Source organism: Rosistilla ulvae, from assembly GCF_007741475.1.
GTDB classification, from domain to species: Bacteria; Planctomycetota; Planctomycetia; order Pirellulales; family Pirellulaceae; genus Rosistilla; species Rosistilla ulvae.
In genome coordinates, this window is the sequence record NZ_CP036261.1 from 7,144,683 (window position 1) to 7,163,448 (window position 18,766).

The following is an 18,766-nucleotide window of genomic DNA, read 5'->3' on the forward strand; positions in this document are numbered from 1 at the left end:
ATCTCAGTTCGACATGATCGTTTGCTAGCTATTCTCCAATTGAGTGGCTGAGGAGCTTCGGCAATGAGTCGACCAATCCCGTTGCTGATTGTTAGCACAACGCTTGACTGCGGTGGCGCAGAGCGTTTCGCCAGCACGCTGCTCGCCAATATCGATCGAGATCGACTGCAGCCGGAATTGGTTCTGTTTCGAAATAAACTTGGCTATGCGATGCCGGCCGACGTGTCTCTGCACACGTTAGGGCATCGACGTGTATGGAACACGGCGCGAACGGTTGCGCGCCTTCGCCAGCTGATCCGTCGACAACAACCCGCGATTATTCTCAGCAACATCGCGGCGACAAACGTCGTTACCGGAATGGCGCTCTGTGGAATCCATGCCCGTCCGCGTTGGGTGGCACGTGTCGGGAACAGCCCGAGGCTTCACGACTCATTTTTGAAATCATGGGGGGCCAACATCGTCTATCCAATGGCAGACAGAATCGTCGGCAATTCGGTTGGCTTGACGGATGAGCTTCGAACCCGTTTTTCGCCACTGGCACAGCGAATGACTACGCTCCCCAATCCGACCGACCTCAAAGCGTTGGCGCTGCAGTCGACTTGCGCCGATTCGCTTCGGCCCCGCATGGAGGGGCCCTTGCTGATTGCCGTCGGTCGGTTATGTCAGCAAAAACGATACGACTTGATGTTAGAGGCCTTCGCGCGGGTTCGAAGCCAGGTCTCCGCTGAACTCTGGATTTGTGGTGACGGCCCTCTTCGCAGACAACTTGAGCGACAGATTCGTCACCTCAAACTAACGTCGAGCGTTCGGTTACTGGGGCTTCGCAGAAACCCACACGCGTTGATGAAGCAAGCGGATCTGTTTCTGATGAGCAGCGATCACGAAGGTAGCCCCAATGCATTGATCGAGGCGCAGGTACTCGGCATCCCTGCGGTCACAACAAAATGCCCTCACGGCCCGGAAGAAATTGTCATTCACAGAACCACGGGATTCCTGACGCCCGTTGGCAACGCGGACGCATTCGCCAACGCCGTACTCCGCGCACTCAAAACGAAGGAATTGCTTTCGCATACATCTGCCTATGAACAGGTGCGTCGTCGGTTCGATGCGAATCGCGTGGTGCGTCAGTGGGAAGATTTGCTCTGCCAGCAAGTGATGACGACTCGGTCGGAACCCAGCGATTTCCACTCGGTTTCGCAGGTACAATCGCCATGAAGCTCTATTACTTGTCCAACTCTACCATTCCATCCACGGCGGCAAATAGCATTCACGCGATGCATATGTGTAGTGCTTTCGTGCAAGCCGGACACGATGTCACGCTCTTTGCGGGAAAGGGAGTAGACATCACCGAGAATCCTTTTACCTACTACGGTGTCCCCGAATGCTTCCGTCTGATTCGTCTTCCTCGGCCGGAGATCCCTATCGTCAAAAGCGCGCTCTTTGGCAATCACGTTGCCCGACGGATTCGCACAATGCCCCCCCCGGATTTGCTATATGCTCGGGACCCGTGGTCTCTGTGGAGATGTCGCAACACGCCCTGCCCGTTGGTCTTTGAGGCTCACTCAGCAGCCGGGGGGATTCGCAAATTTGTAGAACGGCAACTGTTTCGATCTCCCAACTTTTCTCATCTCGTCGTCATCTCGAAGGCATTACAAAGCAGCTATGCCGAACTGCTCTCTGCAACGTCTTCGAGAGTCCGGTCCGTCGTGGCCCACGATGCGGCTCCTTTCATTGATGAGACGGCACCCGCGACACAGCAACAGCGGCCTGGATCGTTGAGAATTGGATACCTCGGTCAACTCTATGCGGGCAAAGGAGCAGAGATCGTATCGACGCTTGCCCGCTTGATGCCGCAACATGAATTTCACATTGTTGGTGGCAGGCCCGGCGACGTCAAAACGCTGAAAGACCGATCCGCGGGAGTTTCCAATCTGGTGACTCATGGCTTCGTTCCGCCAAGTCGTGTTGGGAGTCTTCGCGCCACGATGGATGTCTTGGTAGCCCCGTATCAGCGGACCGTCGCTGGATCAGGCGGCGGCGATATCAGTCGTTGGATGTCACCATTAAAGATCTTTGAATATATGTCTTCGGGCAAGGCGATCGTCGCTTCCGAATTGTCGGTGCTTCGCGAGATCCTCGAACACAACCGCAACTGCCTTCTGGTCGAGCCGGATCGCATTCAAGCATGGCTCGCTGCGATCGTGCGATTGGAAGACGCTCAACTTCGCAACCGGCTCGGCAAGGCTGCGCGGCAGCAGTTTGAACGAGAACACACATGGAGCAAGCGGGTTGATACCGTACTGCGTCCGCTTCTGGATGACGGCGAGGATCACAAATGTGTGGATTAGTTGGTGGAACCGATCCGCGATGGGACTACGCCCGTGCCGTGGAAGCTATCCGTCATCGAGGCCCAGACTCGCAAGCGGTCGTGACCGTCGATGAGGTCACGTTGGGTTTTGCGCGACTGGCTGTGATCGACATCCGCGATGTCGCCAACCAACCGATGGCTAGCCCAGACGGAAAGCAGTGGATCGTTTTTAACGGAGAAATCTACGGGCACGTGGCATTGCGCAAGAAACTAGAATCCTATGGCGTGAGATTCCGTACCACAAGCGATACCGAAGTGCTTCTGGAAGCCTATCGACATTGGGGCGAATCGTTCACCGAGCATATTGATGGGATGTTCGCTATCGCAATTTATGACAGAGTGAACCGCCAGATTAAGCTGTTTCGCGATCGGGCTGGCATCAAGCCGCTGTATTACTATTGGAACGGAACCCACTTTGCTTTTGCTTCGGAATTGAAGGCAGTGGTGGAGCTCCTCGGACAATCGACTCTCATGATCGATCCGACCGCGGCGTACGACTTCCTCACCTATGGCTACGTGCCGACTCCCAAGTCGCTCTACCAGAACGTTTTCAAGCTCCCTCCGGCTAGCCGGCTGACACTCGATCTTCCCAATCGTCGGCTTCGAGGTCCCGAAACCTATTGGGAACTTGTCGTCGATTTGGAAGCTTCAACAACTCAATCCACTGTCGACGCGACCGCCAAACTTCATCAACTGGTGGATCGATCCGTCGCAGACCAGATGGTTGCCGACGTACCCGTTGGTTGCTTCCTCAGTGGCGGTATCGACTCCAGCATGGTTGTCGCTTCTGCGACAAAACGGTGCCAAGATTTCCGAACCTTTACTATCGGATTCGAGGAGAGTTCACACAGCGAGATAGCGTATGCGAAGAAGGTGGCCGAACGCTTTGATACGCATCATCACGAAAGAACTCTACCCAAAAACGCGGTGGGAGATTCATTCGACCAACTGAGGGCGTGGTATGACGAACCGTTTGCTGACTCTTCTGCGTTTCCAACCTTTCTTGTTTGCCGAGTTGCGCGAGAGACGGTGACCGTCGCCCTCTCGGGAGACGGTGGCGACGAGCTATTTGGTGGCTATCGCCGATACCGGCAGTTTCAGCGTCTCGAACGAATTTGCAAGCGTGGTCCGACGAACTGGGCTCGCTTCTTTGCGCGACGAAAACGGCAATGGCGACGGCGATCCATTCCGCGTCGACTGTTGACATTCGGACACGTTATAACAAGCTCGCCACTGGCGTTTTATACCATGCTGTTGGGAGGGTTGACTCGTGAAGAAAAGACTCGATACGCTCAGCGATTGGAGATACCAGAGGATTACGATGACTACTGGTACTTCCGCGCACACTGGAGGCCTTCGTTGCCGTTGTTGACGCGACTCCAATGCCTCGATTTCCACACCTATCTTCCCGACGACATCTTAACCAAGGTGGATCGCACAAGCATGGCGAACTCACTGGAAGTTCGCGTACCTTTGCTCAGTCGTTCGTTGATCGAGTACGCATTTTCGCTACCAGAACAACTTCGATTTCAGGGCGGAATGCCCAAAGGCATACTTCGCAACGCCTATCGCGGCATCCTTCCCACCGTGGTGATCGACCGGAAAAAACGTGGTTTTTCAATCCCCTTGGGTTATCACCCGAGTCGAGTTGAATCATTTGTTGAATCGGTCTTCCACAACGTGTTTGCCGATCTGTTGGTCGACCGCACTGGCGAAACAGAACCTTCGGGACTGGCGACTTGGGAGACAACGACTGGATGAGTGAGACCAGCGTTTTAAAAATGGGTACCTCGCTGCGTCGTGTTTTACGCAACTCCAGCTGGTTGATGGCTGCGCAGGTCCTGGCTGGTGCGTTGATGTTTGCACAGACAATTGTGGTGACGCGCAGCTTAGGAGTTACGGCGTACGGAACATTTGCGATTGCGACAACTGTCGTGATGTCGGTTATTCAAATCTGCGATTGCCGCGTTTGGGAGGCGTTGATCGCGTTTGCGCCGCGCTATCGCGCTCAGGGCGAACCCGCCAAGTCGATCGCGACGTTGCAATTGTGTCTGGCGGTGGAATTGGTCAGCGGAACTTTGGCATGGGGCGCAGTCGTCGCGGTTGCTGATATCGCCAGTCGCGTACTGTTCCCAACCGATGAGATCGCGGGGTCGATTCGAATGCTGGGAATCCTCGCGCTGGTCAAATTCCCGCACGAACCGCTCACGGCCCTGCTGCGCATCGAAAATCGGTTCCACTGGCAGGCTTCGTATCGATTGGCATTGGCGGTATTGCGGATGCTCGCAGCGGCGATCGTCTGCTCCGTTTCGCCCAGTATCGACAACTTGTTGATTGCAGAAATCGCCAGCCATCTCGTCGGGTCAGTGTTTTTGCTGGTGTTGGGAAATTCGACCGTTCGGTCACTTGGATTTTCGCTTTGGGACCTTTCCACGATGCCGTCCCTGTGGTCCGACGTCCCCAAGATCTTGCGATTTATGCTCTACAGTAGTATCGCAGGCAACACGCGGATGATCACGACAAAGGCTGATGTCTTGCTGCTTGGTCTTTTCTCTTCCCCGGCAGTTGTGGGGGGCTACGATTTAGCCAAGAAAGTTGCAGATGGGCTCGCGAGTATGGCCACACCGCTTTACATGGCGATCTTTCCAGAGATTTCTAAGCATGTTGCCGCAGCTAGTTTCGATGAGACCCGCGAACTTCAACGCGGCCTCACCAAACTTGTTCTTTGGGGCGGAATTCCTTCTTGCGCCGTCGCAACGGCCCTGGCCCCGACGCTGATTGATCTTGGCTTTGGAACCGGTTACCAGGAATCCGGATTGCTTCTCCAGATTCTGGTGTGGCAGTTGCTCGCAACCTGCATGGCTTGGGTCCCGGGATACCTGCTTGCTTTGGGAATGGCAGGAACGCAAACGTTGTTGGTGGCATGCGATGCGTTGATCTATCTGTTGCTGCTTGCGGCGCTGATACCCACGTTGGGAAATGTCGGTGCGGCGATTGCTACAACGGGCCGAGTCGTTGTGTGGATGACGATGGCAAGTTGCGTCCTCCGCCGTCTTCATCAACCCCATCCCAGCGATTCACCATTGCATTCCGATACGACTCCCAAGGGGGAACAGAAGTTAATCCGATGACGACAAGCGATGCGACGGACTATTGTCTGCCAGATGACTATCATAGCCAACCGATTCCACCGATGGTTTCGGAGAACATACGCGCCGAGCAGTATTGGACGCCGAAGCGAATTCGACTCTCCAGTCGATATCAATACGATGTCTATCGTGTCGCGCGTGAAATCGCCGATTCCAACGAAGGGCGACCGACCATTTACGACATCGGATGTGGTCCGGCGACAAAGTTGATGCGGTTCTTCGGCGCCGAATTTAACGTTATTGGATTTGACCGCCCCGAAGCAATCTCCTATTGCCGAAGGACCTACCGGAGAGGCACATTCGTCGAGGTGGACTTGGACAACACCTGCCGCTTGCATGCTCCAGATATTCCCCCCGCTGACATCGTGATATGCGCCGATGTGATTGAACACTTGCAGCGTCCCGAACGCCTGATCGCTACGATGATCGCGTTGGCTGGAAACTCAGGAACGATAATCATCAGCACACCAGAACGAGACAGGTTGCGTGGACCTTCAAACCGCAAGCCCACCAATCCGGAGCACATTCGCGAATGGAACGCTACGGAATTCTCTCAGTTCCTGAACCGTTGCGGACTCGAGGTCGTGCAGCATTCGATCCAACCCCAGTTGCTACCTGGGGCCAGCTTTATCGCATGGCGGTGGATCTTCGGACAGTGGCTTGCGGGAAGATCGCATCACACCAATCAAGTCGCGGTTTGCCGAACCAAACGGCAAGTTACCCCATCGGATGCGGGAACAACGAAGTGACAGACATCGACATTAAGAAAACGCGCCCCAAAGCGACACATTCCACATTGCGAAAACTCCCCCTCGCGCGTCTTTGCTATCGACTGTTGCGACGTTTTACGAATCACTTCAGTCGGGGTAATCTGCAAAGCTTTGCAACCGATCAACGGTCTCGGTTCGCGGGAAAAGTGTTGTCGATCGGAGCCGGAGGGGAGCTCGGGAAGTTGGTCCAACAAGGGAACTGCCTCTCCATCGATATCGAACCAGAGCGAACGCCAGACATCGTAGCTGACGCACATCATCTCGATGATCTGTTTCAAGAAGGAGAATTTGAGGCCGTATTCCTCATCGAGGTACTGGAGCACGTGCACGATCCCGCGGTCGTTCTAAAACAAATCAGGCACGTCCTTCAACCTGGAGGCACGCTGGTCATGAGTGTTCCGTTTGTTTTTGAACTGCACGATGCGCCTCACGACTACTGGCGTTTCACCGAATTTGGATTGCGTCACTTGCTGTCAGACTTTCACAACGTGCAAATCTCGCGACGGAATGGGTTCATTAAATCAACGTGCAGTCCGGCACTGCGCTTGGTTTACAGCGCAAAAGGCATCGACTGCTTTATCGGGATGATCTTTGTGTCTATTTGCTTCTTGCTCTACCCCGTCATTGCGCTGCTGGATCATGCAATTGCGTCCGAAGCGTCGACATCGGGATTTAACGTGATGGCGACCCGATGATGCTACGAGACCGAAAAGCCTCCCCACCAGTTATTCAAGCTGGGCCATGGACGCCCCCGCTTTGAAGCAAACATGGAAGATGTACGAAGCTCGCGGAACGCCCGCGCCAATGTTGACGCAATCAAATTGTCGCACCGCAGCCATGATGAACTTGTTTGCAGCCAAACCCCAGACTGCAATGCGATTTGTTGGCTTGCTTTGTGCCGGGACATTCGCGACCAATGCATTTCGACTTTGCCGAAAGCTGGAACCCTCCACCTTTGAAGGCCCCTGGCTGCTGAGAGAGACACTCGGTCCCCCCTGGGGCTTGAGCATGTTTGCAATTGCAGTTGCCTCACTTTGGCTGCTCTTTTCGCGACGGTGGTCGAGTATCGATCAGTGGCACAGTCTTCGCTGGATCATCATACCCACGATCGCCATTCTCACATGGTGTTACTCGACGTACGACTTCAACTTTTTCTTGCAACAACAGCATCTCATCGATCGAACTACTTTAGTCGCATTGGGGCTAGCGTCGATCTGGCGACCTGCATTTCTGGGAGCCTTTTTGCTTCAACTGGGAATCCTATTTGCCCATCTCAGCCACCCTCTTCCCTTCTCCTGGACCGACAAATCTCCTCTGATCGACATCCTTGTCGTCGCGAATGTCTTCCTGTTGGGGTGGCGTTCTAATTTTTGGCGGTCCGAACACCTCCTCGTGGCAGTGGTCTACATCGTCGCCATCCACTATTTCCGACCTGGTGTTGGCAAGTTGGCAATCGGCTGGCTTTCCGAAGGCAATCTATCCAATCTGTTTCTGAGTGCAGTCTACCAAAATGGATGGTTGGCAGGATGGGATACTGCGGACGTCTATCGTTTTGCCAAGCTGATCGCATCCGCAGATTATCTACTGAAAGCAACGACACTATTCATTGAATTGCTGCCACTTTTCTTCTTGATGCGTCGTCGATGGTTGATTATCGGATTGGTGCTTGCTAGCGGCTTGCATGTCGGCATCTACCTTTCCAGTGGAATTCTATTTTGGAAATGGATCGTTTTAGACATCTTGACTGCTGTCGCTTTTGGCACCCTGCCAAAGTCCATGACGAATCGACTGTTTAACCGGGATGCGGCGATCGGATTCGGATTTTCGCTGTGCCTGGGACTCATCTTCTATGTATCGGCTCCAGTCCTGGCGTGGTATGACACGCCGGTGGCTTTCCATTATCACCTGCAAGTGACCGGAGTGTCGGGGAAAGTCTATCAAATCACACCGTCGTCGCTGGCGCCGTTCGACCTTCAGTTTGCTCAAGGCCGCTTGGGGTTTCTGGAAAAGCAAGCGTTGCTCGTGGATTGCTTGGGAGCCTGCTCCACTACGCAGACACTCAAGGCCTGCCAACACATCGATAGCGATGTACAACTTGGAGAAGCACGTAAAAACTTGGGAACAAGAAGGTTCGACAAAAAGCGGACGTCCGAGTTGGACTTGTTGCTTCGACGCTACGTAAACCACGGGAATCAGGACGTGAGAAGGAATCTGTTTGACTATATCCCCGATCCTCCTCAGCACATCTGGACGTTCCCGCAAGCTGGGCTTGATCAGGAACTCTGGACTTGGCAGGAACGGCCCAAGCGGGTCACGATCCAGAGAACAACGGCTTTCCATCGGGATTTTAGAACGACCACCATCGAATACCGAATGGTTCATTCGATCGACATTGAGACACCTCGATAGCAACCAAGGGTTTGTCTGCTGGCCGCCCTATGATTTGCTTGATGATCGATCGAGACATAACTCGCGCGTATGGCGGCATGATCGCTGGGACCGCCCCCCAACAAACTCATCGTGCTCCTCGAGCCCCACAAATCTTCGCAAATTATTCATGGAGTCGAGATGAGTTGCAGGCGACATCATCATTAGAATGACGCGAGAACAATCCTGTTGTTTTCCTCTATTCTCATATCGCCACGAACTTAGCCAAGGTTGCGTTCGCGGCGAACGGCCACAACATGTTGCTCGAAGGAAATCTGTGGGGCAGTCGTCGTCCGATCAGCGAACACCGATGCGCAAGGCGTGGAACGAGGATCCGAGCAAGGCTGCGGGGGCGGCGATGCACAAGTTGTTGTGCGAGTTGAGCGATGCGTATTTGGCGCAGCTGCGACCGTTCAGCTATCGCATCGGTGTGAATGCCTTGGTGATCGTCAGCGCGCTTTTGTCGTTCGGCTTGGCTTCTCTGGGCGTTTGGTCTTGGGTTGCTATTGGCCCAGCGATTGTATTTGCAACTTTTGCTACCGGCGCGGCGCTTGGCGGTGTCGCTCGCCGGCGCGTGCTCGTTGCGAAATTGTGGCAGTGGATGCGAGTCTGGCGATGGTATGAGTTGGCCGCTGGAGCCCTGATCGCCTTATTGCTGTTGGGACTAGTGGTGGCGACTCCGATTTTTTGGAGTGTTTTATTGGGGACGATCGTTGGCAGCGGGACCGCCGCGATCTATTTCCTGGGCGTCGTCTTGCCGGCTCGCCAGGAGCTGCAGCGAATCGAACGTCGCGCTCACCAAGTTGTCGACGGGATCGCGCGAACCGGGATCGATCCCTGGGCGATCCGCGCCGGGTTGCCACGATTGATGGGCGACGATTGGATGCCGTTATACGAAGCGTTGTTTGGACACGACGAACTGTCCAATGCTCGCATGCAGATCAATGCGGATAACGGCTTGCCACCTCGGACGACTTGGTCGCCACGCGATCATGCGTTGGAATTCCTGCTGGCCCAAACGCTTCAGCGACAGGGGCCCATCACTTGGCTGCGCTCTTGCCGGATAGCGGCGACCACCCAGACTTCAGGCTCCGCGCCGGACGCACAGCAAACTGCTGCGGCTACACACTTGCATTCTGGCGGAAATCGATCGGGCGAGATTGCGGTGGCGTCCAGCCGAGCGAAGGGGAGCTCGCATGAGTTGGCGACACGCGACCAGACTGCGGCGTTGTGCGAGGCGAGTGCCGAGGGAAAAGACGTCAAAATGAATGTCACGATCCAATCGGACAAGCTGTCGATCGGATCGCTGAACGCGAGCCAAGTAATGTTGCAACTGGATTCTCGCGAGCTGATGGACGCGTTGCCCGAATTGGTCGAGCGCGCCGATAAAGCCAAGCGTCAAGAGAAACGCACGAAGATCAAATCGATGCTGGCCGAAGCTCGCAACGGTGGCGGAGAAGAACAGGTGCGACGCTCCCTGGGGGACGCGTCGACAGACGATAGTCGCCTCGCGGATCGCAAGTCGATCTGGCTTGGATCGCGTTCGCGTTTGCTGACCGCAGGCGCGCTGCTGCTGTTGGCGGCAGGTTGGGTCGGCATCTATCTGGCACATCATCAAGAGAGCTTTGGTCAACTATCGGAACTTGTTGCCCAGCTGCGTTCGGGTGCCAGCGATTTTGGAAATTCAATCCACTCCGTGGGCGAAATGTTTACAAAATCGGAACCGACGTGGCTGCCACCTGCAGCCCTGGCGATCGCGTTGCTGCCCGGCGGGCTCGTCTTGCTGGGCAGCTCCTTTCTGGCTGGCTGGCGAATCAGCTTGTTCGCCTACCCGGCAGCGATCCTGGCAATCGCCGGTTCTTGGTTCAACAAACCGTTGATCGGCAATGTGATGCTGTGGCATCTGAGCTTTGCCCTTGCCGCGCTGTTGGTCGCCGGAGGGTATTGGTACTGCCAGCGGATGCCGAACCAAACAACCACCCGATCCAAGGTCGATGGGAATGCCTCCAGCACGCCGTAAAGCACCATCGATTCGATCCGTGAAACCATCGCAAACGACAGACTTGCAGCAACCATTCGATGGTGCTGTGTCGCTGCGGAGACCTCTGCTTGCCTGCTGGTTGATCGTTGCAGCAGGCTGCTTGGCGTACGCCAATAGCTTTGCGGGCGTCTTCGTCTACGACGATCTGCCAACGATTGTCGAAAACATGGCGATTCGTTCACTGGACACAGCCTGGAACGCTCAACCGCAAGATATTCCGATGGGGTTGTGGCGACGACCGGTTGGCCGCTGGACGGTCGCTCTGAACTATGCCGCCGGCGGTCTGAATCCATGGGGCTACCACGCGCTGAACCTCGGCGTCCATCTGATCGCCGCGCTGTTGTTGTTCGACTTGATTCGCCGAACCTTGCTCCTGCCCAAGATACCGCCGCAATTGCAACAAGCTGCATCGATGTTGGCCTTGGCAACAGCACTGATCTGGACGGTCCACCCACTGCAGACCGAAAGCGTTACCTACATCATCCAACGTCTTGAGTCGATTGTTGGGATGTTTTACCTGGCGACTATCTATTGCCTGTTGCGAGGTTCCCAGTCTTGCCATCGCTGGAGTTGGTACTGCATCGCAGCACTCGCCTGCTGGTTGGGCGTCGCGACCAAAGAAGTCATGGTCACAGCCCCCGTGGTCGCGTTGCTCTTTGACCGGATCTTTTTGACCGACTCCTGGAAACAAACATTTCGAGATCGAGGCGCGCTACATGCGGTGCTGATAGCCGCCGCGATCTTTCTCGTCTGGCGGTCGGGCTACCTGCCGGTCGCCCCCCGACCTCCGGCTTTCCCGTCGCTTCCCGACCCGTTTCGCGAAGACCGTCCCGATCGCTGGAACTACCTGCTGTCCCAGCCCGGCGTGCTGGTGCATTACCTGAAGCTTTGCTATTGGCCCACGGGGCAATGCCTCGATTACATGTGGCCGGTTGCCGACAGTTGGTCAAAAATCGTCCTGCCAGGCCTGGTGATCGTGGGGCTACTTGCGGCAACCTTCGTGGCACTTTGGTATCGGCCGCGAATAGGCTTCGTCGGTTTGGCCTCTTTTTTGGTCCTCGCCCCCACATCGACAATCATCCCGCTGCGATTGGCCTTTGAACACCGGATGTATTTGCCTCTAGCCGGGGTTGCGTTTTTGAGCGTCCTGGCCTGTTACTGGCTGATGTTGCGGATGAAGCTTTCCGATTCCGCCATGCGTCGCGGGGGCGGTATCTTGTGCGCGGTCGTCTGTCTAAGCCTGTTGATCACAACAATCAATCGCAATCGCGTCTACCACAGCATGACCGCCATCTACATCGACAATGTAGCCAAAGCACCATGGAACCATTTGGCCTACCTGAATCTTGGCACCGCTTATTTTGAGCAAGGCGACCAACAAGCGGCACTGCAAATGTTCCAACGCGCCGCGGAACTGAAACCGGAAGATGCTCGCCCCTGGGCAAACCTGGGGTATTCACTGCAGATCGAAGGAGAGACCGATCGCGCGATCGAGGCATTGCGCCGCGCGATCCAGATCAACCCCGGCTACCTTCGACCGCATCGAGAACTTGCCGTCCTATTGCAACACAAACAGCAATGGCCAGCCGCCCGCGAACTTTTCGAACAGGCGCTGAAAATCAACGCTACCGATCCACAAACGCTAAACGACTACGCCATCGGCTTGGCCTCCAATGGTGATCCGGCAGCAGGTGAAGCCATGCTGCGGCGATGTATCGATTACGACCCAAATCGCCCCAAATCACACTTCAATTTGGCAATGCTGATCCTGCGCCGAGAAGGGGCAAACGACGATGCGCGAGCTCATCTGCGGTGGGCGCTCAACTTGGATCCCAACCTTCAACAGGCGCGCCAAATTTTACAGCAATTGCCATCGCTCGAACCATCCTCATGAACCGAACCAAATCCAATCGCAACGGCATGTTGGCCGCAACGTCAGGCAATCGGCCAGCTTCGAAGACAGGGAAAGGGGACGTAGCGGAGAACGCTTCAGCTCGCAGCGTTTCGTTTCCGACGAGAACTTGTATCGCCCTGACCGCCACGGCGGTGCTGCTTACGTTTGCGAACAGTTTCCATGGCGTCTTTCTCTACGACGATCAACCGAACATCCATGAAAACTTATCGCTGCGCAGCCTACAGGCAACATGGGAGGCCAGCGGAACCGATGTCCCTTCGGGCCTGTGGCGGCGTCCAGTAGGGAGATGGTCGTTGGCGATGAACTACTGGATCAGCGGGCTGGATCCATGGAGCTACCATGCGGTCAATCTTGCCATCCATCTCGCCGCCTCGTTAATCCTGTTGGACCTGCTGCGTCGGACGATGCATCTGCGCGGCACGCCCCGCTGGATTCGCGAACATGCCAACCCGATCGCGTTGGTCGTGACGCTGATCTGGGCCGTCCATCCGCTGCAAACCGAAAGCGTCACCTATATCGTCCAACGGCTCGAATCGTTGATGGGGATGTTTTACTTGGCGACGATCTATTGCCTGTTGCGAGGCGCACGATCGCGCCGCCACTTGCCATGGTATGCGGCGGCGGTGGCCAGTTGTTGGCTGGGAGCTTTTACCAAAGAGGTGATGGTTACCGCGCCGGTGGTCGCATTGTTATACGACCGGATTTTCTTAAGCCGATCGTGGCTTACCGTATTGCGGCGGCGAGGCTGGGTTCACGCGATGATGCTGCCGTCGTCGATCTATCTCGTCTGGGCCGCTCGGCGCCTGCCGCTGCTGCCGAAGCCCGCCTCGCGCCCTACGATCCCGAGCCCCTTCCGCGATTACTCCGATCCGTGGAACTATCTGCTGTCGCAGCCGGGTGTGCTGCTGCACTATCTGCAGCTGACCTTCTGGCCGCGCGGCCAGTGCCTCGATTACATGTGGCCTGTTGCCGACAACTGGCTCAAAATCGTGCTGCCAGGCCTGGTGATCGTCGGCCTATTAGCCGCATCGTTTATCGCGTTGTGGCGTTGGCCACGACTGGGCTTTGTCGGCGTGGCTTCGTTTCTCGTCTTGGCACCGACATCGACGATCATTCCGCTGCGACTGGCTTTTGAGCACCGGATGTATCTCTCGTTGGCAGGCGTCGCGCTACTGACAGTGCTTGCCGTCGCGTGGGCGATTCGCCGATATCTCGACGATCCCCAACAACAGCGACGCATGGCGATCGGACTGTCGGCGATTGTGATCATCGCCTTGATGATCACAACGCATCTCCGAAACACTGTTTACTACAGCCGCCTGGCGATGTTTCAAGACAACGTCGCCAAAGCCCCCGCAAACATCTTCGCCTACATGAATCTGGGCGACTATTACCTGGAAGTCGATGATCCGGCGAGCGCTTTGGCCCTGTTCCAAGCGACAACCAAGATCAAGCCCGACGATGCGCGGACGTGGACCTGCGTCGGTTGCGCCCTGAAAGAAATGGGCAAGGTCGACCAAGCGGCCGCGATGCTCAAGCGAGCGGTCGAATTGAATCCTGAATACGGTCAGGCCAATCATCACTACGCGATCGCGATGGAACAGTTGGGAGACTGGCCCACGGCGGCGGCCCACTTTGAAAAGGCGATCGCACAGGAGCCGGGGAATGCCACAATTCATAACGATGTCGCCGTCGCGTTGGGTTCGCGTGGCCTGTTCGCCGATGCAGAAGGGTACCTGCGGCAAGCACTTCAGCTGAATCCCGAACACGCCGAGGCGCACACAAATCTAGGCAGCATGATCATGAGCCAGGGGGGATCGCCACGGGAAGCGGAGTTCCATTTTCGCGAAGCGGTACGGTTGCAGCCCGACAGTCGCGAGGCGGCGCTCAACCTCCAACGCGTCCAACAATTGACCGCTCCCGCTGCCGCCAACGGTCTCCAACAACAAGGCTGATTCATTAACAACGCATAAGCCGCCACTCGACCCACCCACAAACCCACCTAAGCGAAATTCAGCACCATTGACCAACGCGACGTTCTCTCGAGACTGCGATCGTGGCCCGAATCAGCGCTACCATGCGTGGGCCGGGGGCCGCGCTGGCTTGAATTTACCGAACCCGGCCCGGCAATCTGGCCTCTGTTGATGGTGGCACCGGTGACATCACAGGGCAATTGGTTAGAATCTGATTGGGTGGCGACATCGTCCACCTTCCAAGAGAACCTTAACCACACAAGACGATTTGGTGAGCGAACAAGCACAAAACGAAGATTCACAGACGCATCCACCCGTTTCGGGCAAGCAGCGGAGCCTGGAACTGGCGACCGCGGCAGCTCGCGTAGCGATCGAAAATCGTGGTAGCGACGTGATGGTGATCGATGTTTCCGACCAAACGGTCCTCTTCGACTATTTTGTCCTGGCGACCGGAACCAGCCGGCGGCAGCTGCACGCGATCAGCGAAGAGATCGACGATGTGCTGGAAAAATCGCTCAACGACAAACGGATGGGGATCGAAGGCTACCAAGAGAGCCGCTGGATCGTGCTCGATTACGGCACGATCGTCGTCCATCTATTCGATCAAGAGACCCGCGGCTATTACGATCTCGAATCGCTGTGGGCCGACGGGAAACCTGTCGATCTGAAGACGCTGGGGCTGCAAGAGGACTGATTCAGCCCGAGGGGATTGGGACGCGGAAGTTTTTGCGTGCAACAGCGACCGTTCTGCTATAATCGGCAGCTACCAACCTAGCGGTCGATCGTCGAGCTATCGACAATCGCAAACGATCGCTGTCACTTCACCGCCTGACAATCCCCGAGAGTTCTGCATGCGATACCTGTCCCTTTTGATTGCCTTTACCTGCCTCAGCACCGCCGCCGTCTCGCAAGTCAGCGGCGAAGAGTTTTCGGTTCGCAAAACCGACAAGTCGATCGAGGTCAAACAGGGCGATTCGCCCGTAGCCACGTACCTGTTCCGCAGTGGAGCGAAGCCGATCATCTGGCCGCTGTACGGACCGGGCGACGTCGAGATGACTCGCGGCTATCCGATGCGCGACGCTTCTTCCGACGAACGCAGCGATCACATCCACCATCGCTCGCTGTGGTTCACCCACGGCGAAGTCAATGACATCGACTTCTGGGCCGAGACCGAAGGGCACGGCGTCATCGAGCAGAAAGAAATCCTGGAAGCCAAGGGTGGCAAGCAGGCCGTGATCGCAACGGCCAATGATTGGATGAGCCCCGAGGGGAAGAAGATCCTGTCGGACCGCCGCCGGTTCACTTTTGGTGGCGATGACACGATGCGTTGGGTCGATTGCGATTTCACCTTGATCGCTTCGGCTGGCGAAGTTCACTTCGGCGACACCAAAGAAGGTTCGTTCGGAATCCGCACCGCGGGGACGATGAAAGTCGACGCCAAGACGGGCGGAACAATCCTCAACAGCAACGGCGAAAAGAACATCGACGCCTGGGGCACTAAAGCCAAATGGTGCGACTACTTCGGACCAGTTCAAGGTAAGACGCGCGGCATCGCGATCCTGAACCATCCGTCGAGCTTCCAATATCCCTGCCGCTGGCACGTGCGAAACTACGGCCTGTTCGCTGCCAACCCCTTCGGTCACTATCACTTTGTCGGCGACAAAAAGAAGACCGACGGCTTCCGCTTGGCACCGGGCGAAACGATCCAGCTGCGATATCGCGTGATCTTGCACGACGGAACCACCGAAGAAGCTGAGATCGCGAAGCAGTTCGAAGCGTTTTCGGCTACCGAGATCGCGGGCCCTTAAGTTCGCTCGAAGCTCTTCGCTCGAAGCCCTCTGCACAGCGGCGGCACACCGCCGCTGTGGTTTTGATTCGAGCACCAAACAAGCGACAAAAGCTCCGACGCGTCGGAGCAGATCGCCCAAGCGTGTCGGCATGTTCTCCTGGACGAACTCTCGTCGCCTGCCCGCACCTGCAACGCAACACGCCATCTCTTGTGGCACCTGGTGATCCGTGACGGCTCGCCACGGACTCTGCGACGCTCTATCATTTCTGGCATCGCCCCCGATGCCAGCGCGTCCGTCAATTTTGGAACAACACGATTAACAACGACAGCGAAAAGCACTTCGATCAGCTCGCCGAATGGCTCAAGATGGAATCGGTCGCCGAGCGGCTGCGGATGGACGAACGCCGCCAAAGGGCAAGCGGCAAGCAGGCCGAATCGTACGGCGAAACGCTGTTGGATCTGGTCGTCAGCGATCATGACACCGGGCTCGGCGGACGTTATCTACTGAGCTTCGTCAAGCGAAATCGCAATCTCCAACTCCCCTGGAACCGCTTCAAAGTCGGTTCGCCGGTGATCGTCGCCGCCCAAGACGATCACTCGATCGACAGCATGCCGGGCGTTGTCAGCCGCCGCAACAACGAATCGATCCAAGTCGCCCTGGACCAATGGCCCGACGGCGACGTCTATCGCATCGACATGTCTCCCGACGAAGTCACGCGGGTCCGCCAGCATCAAGCGCTAGCGACGGTCCGGACCAGCCGCGGCCGATTGGCTCAGCTGCGCGACGTGCTGTTGGGCGAGCGGGAGCCGGCGTTTGGCAAGCTGCCCGAGATCTTGATCTCCAGCCGACTGAACCAGTCGCAACAGGAAGCGATCCGGTTCGCGCTGAGCGCTCGCGACGTGGCAATCATCCACGGCCCGCCGGGAACCGGCAAGACGACGACCGTGGTCGAGATGATTCGTTACGCCGTCGGTCGCGGCGACACCGTGTTGGCTTGTGCCCCCAGCAACACCGCGGTCGACAATCTGGTGACGCGACTGGTCCAAGCCGGTTCCAAGGTAGTCCGACTGGGACATCCGGCTCGCGTCAATCAAGACCTGCAACTGCATACGCTCGACGGCCAAGCGGCCAACGATCCGGCGATGCGAGTCGTCAGCGAGATGATGCGTGAATCGGAAGAGCTGTTCCGACAACTGGGCCGCTACACGCGAGCCAAGCCGGACAAGGGACACAAACAATCGCTGCGACGCGAGGCCTGCCGATTGCGCGACGACGCTCGGTTGATGGAACGGCAAGTGATCCAGAACGTGATCGATCGCGCCGACATCGTCTGTGCGACGACGACGTTTGATGGCCAGATCTTGGGGGACCGGACGTTTGATCTCGCCGTGGTCGACGAAGCGTGTCAGAGCACCGAACCGGGCAACTGGCCCGTCGTCACCCGCGCCGACCGGATCGTTCTGGCCGGGGACCACTGCCAGTTGCCGCCGACGGTGCTGTCGGTCGAAGCGGCCAATGAAGGGTTTGCGATCAGCATGATGCAGCGGCTGGTCGAACATTACGGCGACGCGATCACGCGGCAGTTAAACGTTCAGTACCGGATGCACAACCACGTCATGGACTTTGCCTCGCAGCAGTTTTATGACGGATCATTAGTCGCCGACCCGAGCGTCGCTTCGCACCGATTGAGCGATCTCGAATCGATCGACCTGCTGCCCGAGACCGATCAACCGGTCACCTACTACGATTCTGCCGGCGCCGGTTGGGACGAGGAACTCGAACCCGATGGGCTGAGCAAACGGAATCCGCAAGAGGCGATTCTCGTCTTGCGAAAGGCGCACGAACTGCGAGAAGCGGGCGTCGCGGCGGAGGACATCGGGATCATCGCACCCTATGCGGCCCAGGTCCGCCTGCTGCGTCAGCGGTGCCAGCATCCGCGGATCGAAATCGACACGGTCGATGGATTTCAGGGCCGCGAAAAAGAAGCGATCCTGATCTCATTGGTCCGATCCAACGCGATCGGCGAGATCGGATTTCTGGCCGATAAGCGGCGGATGAACGTTGCCCTGACCCGAGCCCGCCGCAAATTGATCGTCGTCGGCGACAGCGCCACGTTGGGCGCAAACCCGTTTTATACGGAATTTCTTGAATACGTCGAAGCGATCGGCGGCTACCACAGCGTCTGGGAAGAACTCTAACCCCGCCAGACTTGCTACAGCCCAAATGCGCTTTATTCGCAGCTCTCCACAGCCACAGCCTAAATATCCTGCAGAAATCATCGATTTCCGGTTTCAACCAAAACTTTCGCAACTTAAACATAGAAAGGCTAGGCA

General features: G+C 56.6%; 13 protein-coding genes. All 13 read left to right on the plus strand.

What is annotated here, in order from left to right; all coding sequences use genetic code 11:
* Positions 1 to 63: 63 nt before the first annotated feature.
* The 13 genes from EC9_RS25140 to EC9_RS25200 all read left to right on the plus strand — a co-directional run bounded on the left by EC9_RS25140 (position 64) and on the right by EC9_RS25200 (position 18,631).
* Positions 64 to 1,215, plus strand: a complete 1,152-nt coding sequence (locus tag EC9_RS25140; RefSeq protein WP_145348738.1) for a glycosyltransferase — start codon at positions 64 to 66, stop codon at positions 1,213 to 1,215.
* Positions 1,212 to 2,348 (plus strand): glycosyltransferase family 4 protein, encoded by a 1,137-nt coding sequence (locus EC9_RS25145; RefSeq protein WP_145348739.1) that lies wholly within the window; start codon positions 1,212 to 1,214, stop codon positions 2,346 to 2,348. Before EC9_RS25140 ends, EC9_RS25145 begins: the two co-directional genes overlap by 4 nt.
* The gene (asnB, locus tag EC9_RS25150) at positions 2,336 to 4,129 is read left to right on the plus strand and encodes an asparagine synthase (glutamine-hydrolyzing) (RefSeq protein WP_145348740.1); all 1,794 of its coding nucleotides are present in this window, start codon (positions 2,336 to 2,338) and stop codon (positions 4,127 to 4,129) included. The genes EC9_RS25145 and asnB overlap by 13 nt, the downstream gene beginning before the upstream one ends.
* A complete protein-coding gene (locus tag EC9_RS25155) occupies positions 4,126 to 5,499 on the plus strand; it encodes a lipopolysaccharide biosynthesis protein (protein WP_145348741.1) in 1,374 nt (457 codons plus the stop codon). The genes asnB and EC9_RS25155 overlap by 4 nt, the downstream gene beginning before the upstream one ends.
* Entirely contained in the window at positions 5,496 to 6,266 is a 771-nt protein-coding gene (locus tag EC9_RS25160; protein ID WP_218934433.1) for a class I SAM-dependent methyltransferase, read from the plus strand. Before EC9_RS25155 ends, EC9_RS25160 begins: the two co-directional genes overlap by 4 nt.
* The gene (locus tag EC9_RS25165; RefSeq protein WP_218934434.1) at positions 6,263 to 6,982 is read left to right on the plus strand and encodes a class I SAM-dependent methyltransferase; all 720 of its coding nucleotides are present in this window, start codon (positions 6,263 to 6,265) and stop codon (positions 6,980 to 6,982) included. The genes EC9_RS25160 and EC9_RS25165 overlap by 4 nt, the downstream gene beginning before the upstream one ends.
* Positions 6,983 to 7,028: 46 nt before the next feature.
* Entirely contained in the window at positions 7,029 to 8,696 is a 1,668-nt protein-coding gene (locus EC9_RS25170; protein ID WP_145348744.1) for a hypothetical protein, read from the plus strand.
* A gap of 328 nt (positions 8,697 to 9,024) precedes the next feature.
* Positions 9,025 to 10,734 (plus strand): hypothetical protein, encoded by a 1,710-nt coding sequence (locus tag EC9_RS25175; RefSeq protein ID WP_145348745.1) that lies wholly within the window; start codon positions 9,025 to 9,027, stop codon positions 10,732 to 10,734.
* Between the two features lie 19 nt (positions 10,735 to 10,753).
* Positions 10,754 to 12,649, plus strand: a complete 1,896-nt coding sequence (locus tag EC9_RS25180) for a tetratricopeptide repeat protein (RefSeq protein WP_218934435.1) — start codon at positions 10,754 to 10,756, stop codon at positions 12,647 to 12,649.
* On the plus strand, positions 12,646 to 14,625 hold the full coding sequence (locus tag EC9_RS25185; RefSeq protein WP_145348747.1) for a tetratricopeptide repeat protein: 1,980 nt from the start codon (positions 12,646 to 12,648) through the stop codon (positions 14,623 to 14,625). The genes EC9_RS25180 and EC9_RS25185 overlap by 4 nt, the downstream gene beginning before the upstream one ends.
* 289 nt (positions 14,626 to 14,914) lie before the next feature.
* Positions 14,915 to 15,337 (plus strand): ribosome silencing factor, encoded by a 423-nt coding sequence (rsfS, locus tag EC9_RS25190; RefSeq protein WP_231745905.1) that lies wholly within the window; start codon positions 14,915 to 14,917, stop codon positions 15,335 to 15,337.
* A gap of 157 nt (positions 15,338 to 15,494) precedes the next feature.
* Positions 15,495 to 16,451: a DUF6807 domain-containing protein gene (locus EC9_RS25195; protein ID WP_145348748.1), complete on the plus strand. Its 957-nt coding sequence runs from the start codon at positions 15,495 to 15,497 to the stop codon at positions 16,449 to 16,451.
* 347 nt (positions 16,452 to 16,798) lie between these two features.
* On the plus strand, positions 16,799 to 18,631 hold the full coding sequence (locus EC9_RS25200) for an AAA domain-containing protein (RefSeq protein WP_145348749.1): 1,833 nt from the start codon (positions 16,799 to 16,801) through the stop codon (positions 18,629 to 18,631).
* Positions 18,632 to 18,766: the final 135 nt, after the last annotated feature.

Bases quoted from the DNA above. Each gene is read 5' to 3' on its own strand.
- EC9_RS25140 (WP_145348738.1), top strand. From the start codon at position 64: ATGAGTCGACCAATCCCGTTGCTGATTGTTAGCACAACGCTTGACTGC.
- EC9_RS25170 (WP_145348744.1), top strand. From the start codon at position 7,029: ATGGACGCCCCCGCTTTGAAGCAAACATGGAAGATGTACGAAGCTCGC.
- EC9_RS25185 (WP_145348747.1), top strand. From the start codon at position 12,646: ATGAACCGAACCAAATCCAATCGCAACGGCATGTTGGCCGCAACGTCA.
- EC9_RS25155 (WP_145348741.1), top strand. From the start codon at position 4,126: ATGAGTGAGACCAGCGTTTTAAAAATGGGTACCTCGCTGCGTCGTGTT.
- EC9_RS25195 (WP_145348748.1), top strand. From the start codon at position 15,495: ATGCGATACCTGTCCCTTTTGATTGCCTTTACCTGCCTCAGCACCGCC.
- EC9_RS25175 (WP_145348745.1), top strand. From the start codon at position 9,025: ATGCGCAAGGCGTGGAACGAGGATCCGAGCAAGGCTGCGGGGGCGGCG.
- EC9_RS25145 (WP_145348739.1), top strand. From the start codon at position 1,212: ATGAAGCTCTATTACTTGTCCAACTCTACCATTCCATCCACGGCGGCA.
- asnB (WP_145348740.1), top strand. From the start codon at position 2,336: ATGTGTGGATTAGTTGGTGGAACCGATCCGCGATGGGACTACGCCCGT.
- EC9_RS25200 (WP_145348749.1), top strand. From the start codon at position 16,799: ATGGAATCGGTCGCCGAGCGGCTGCGGATGGACGAACGCCGCCAAAGG.
- EC9_RS25160 (WP_218934433.1), top strand. From the start codon at position 5,496: ATGACGACAAGCGATGCGACGGACTATTGTCTGCCAGATGACTATCAT.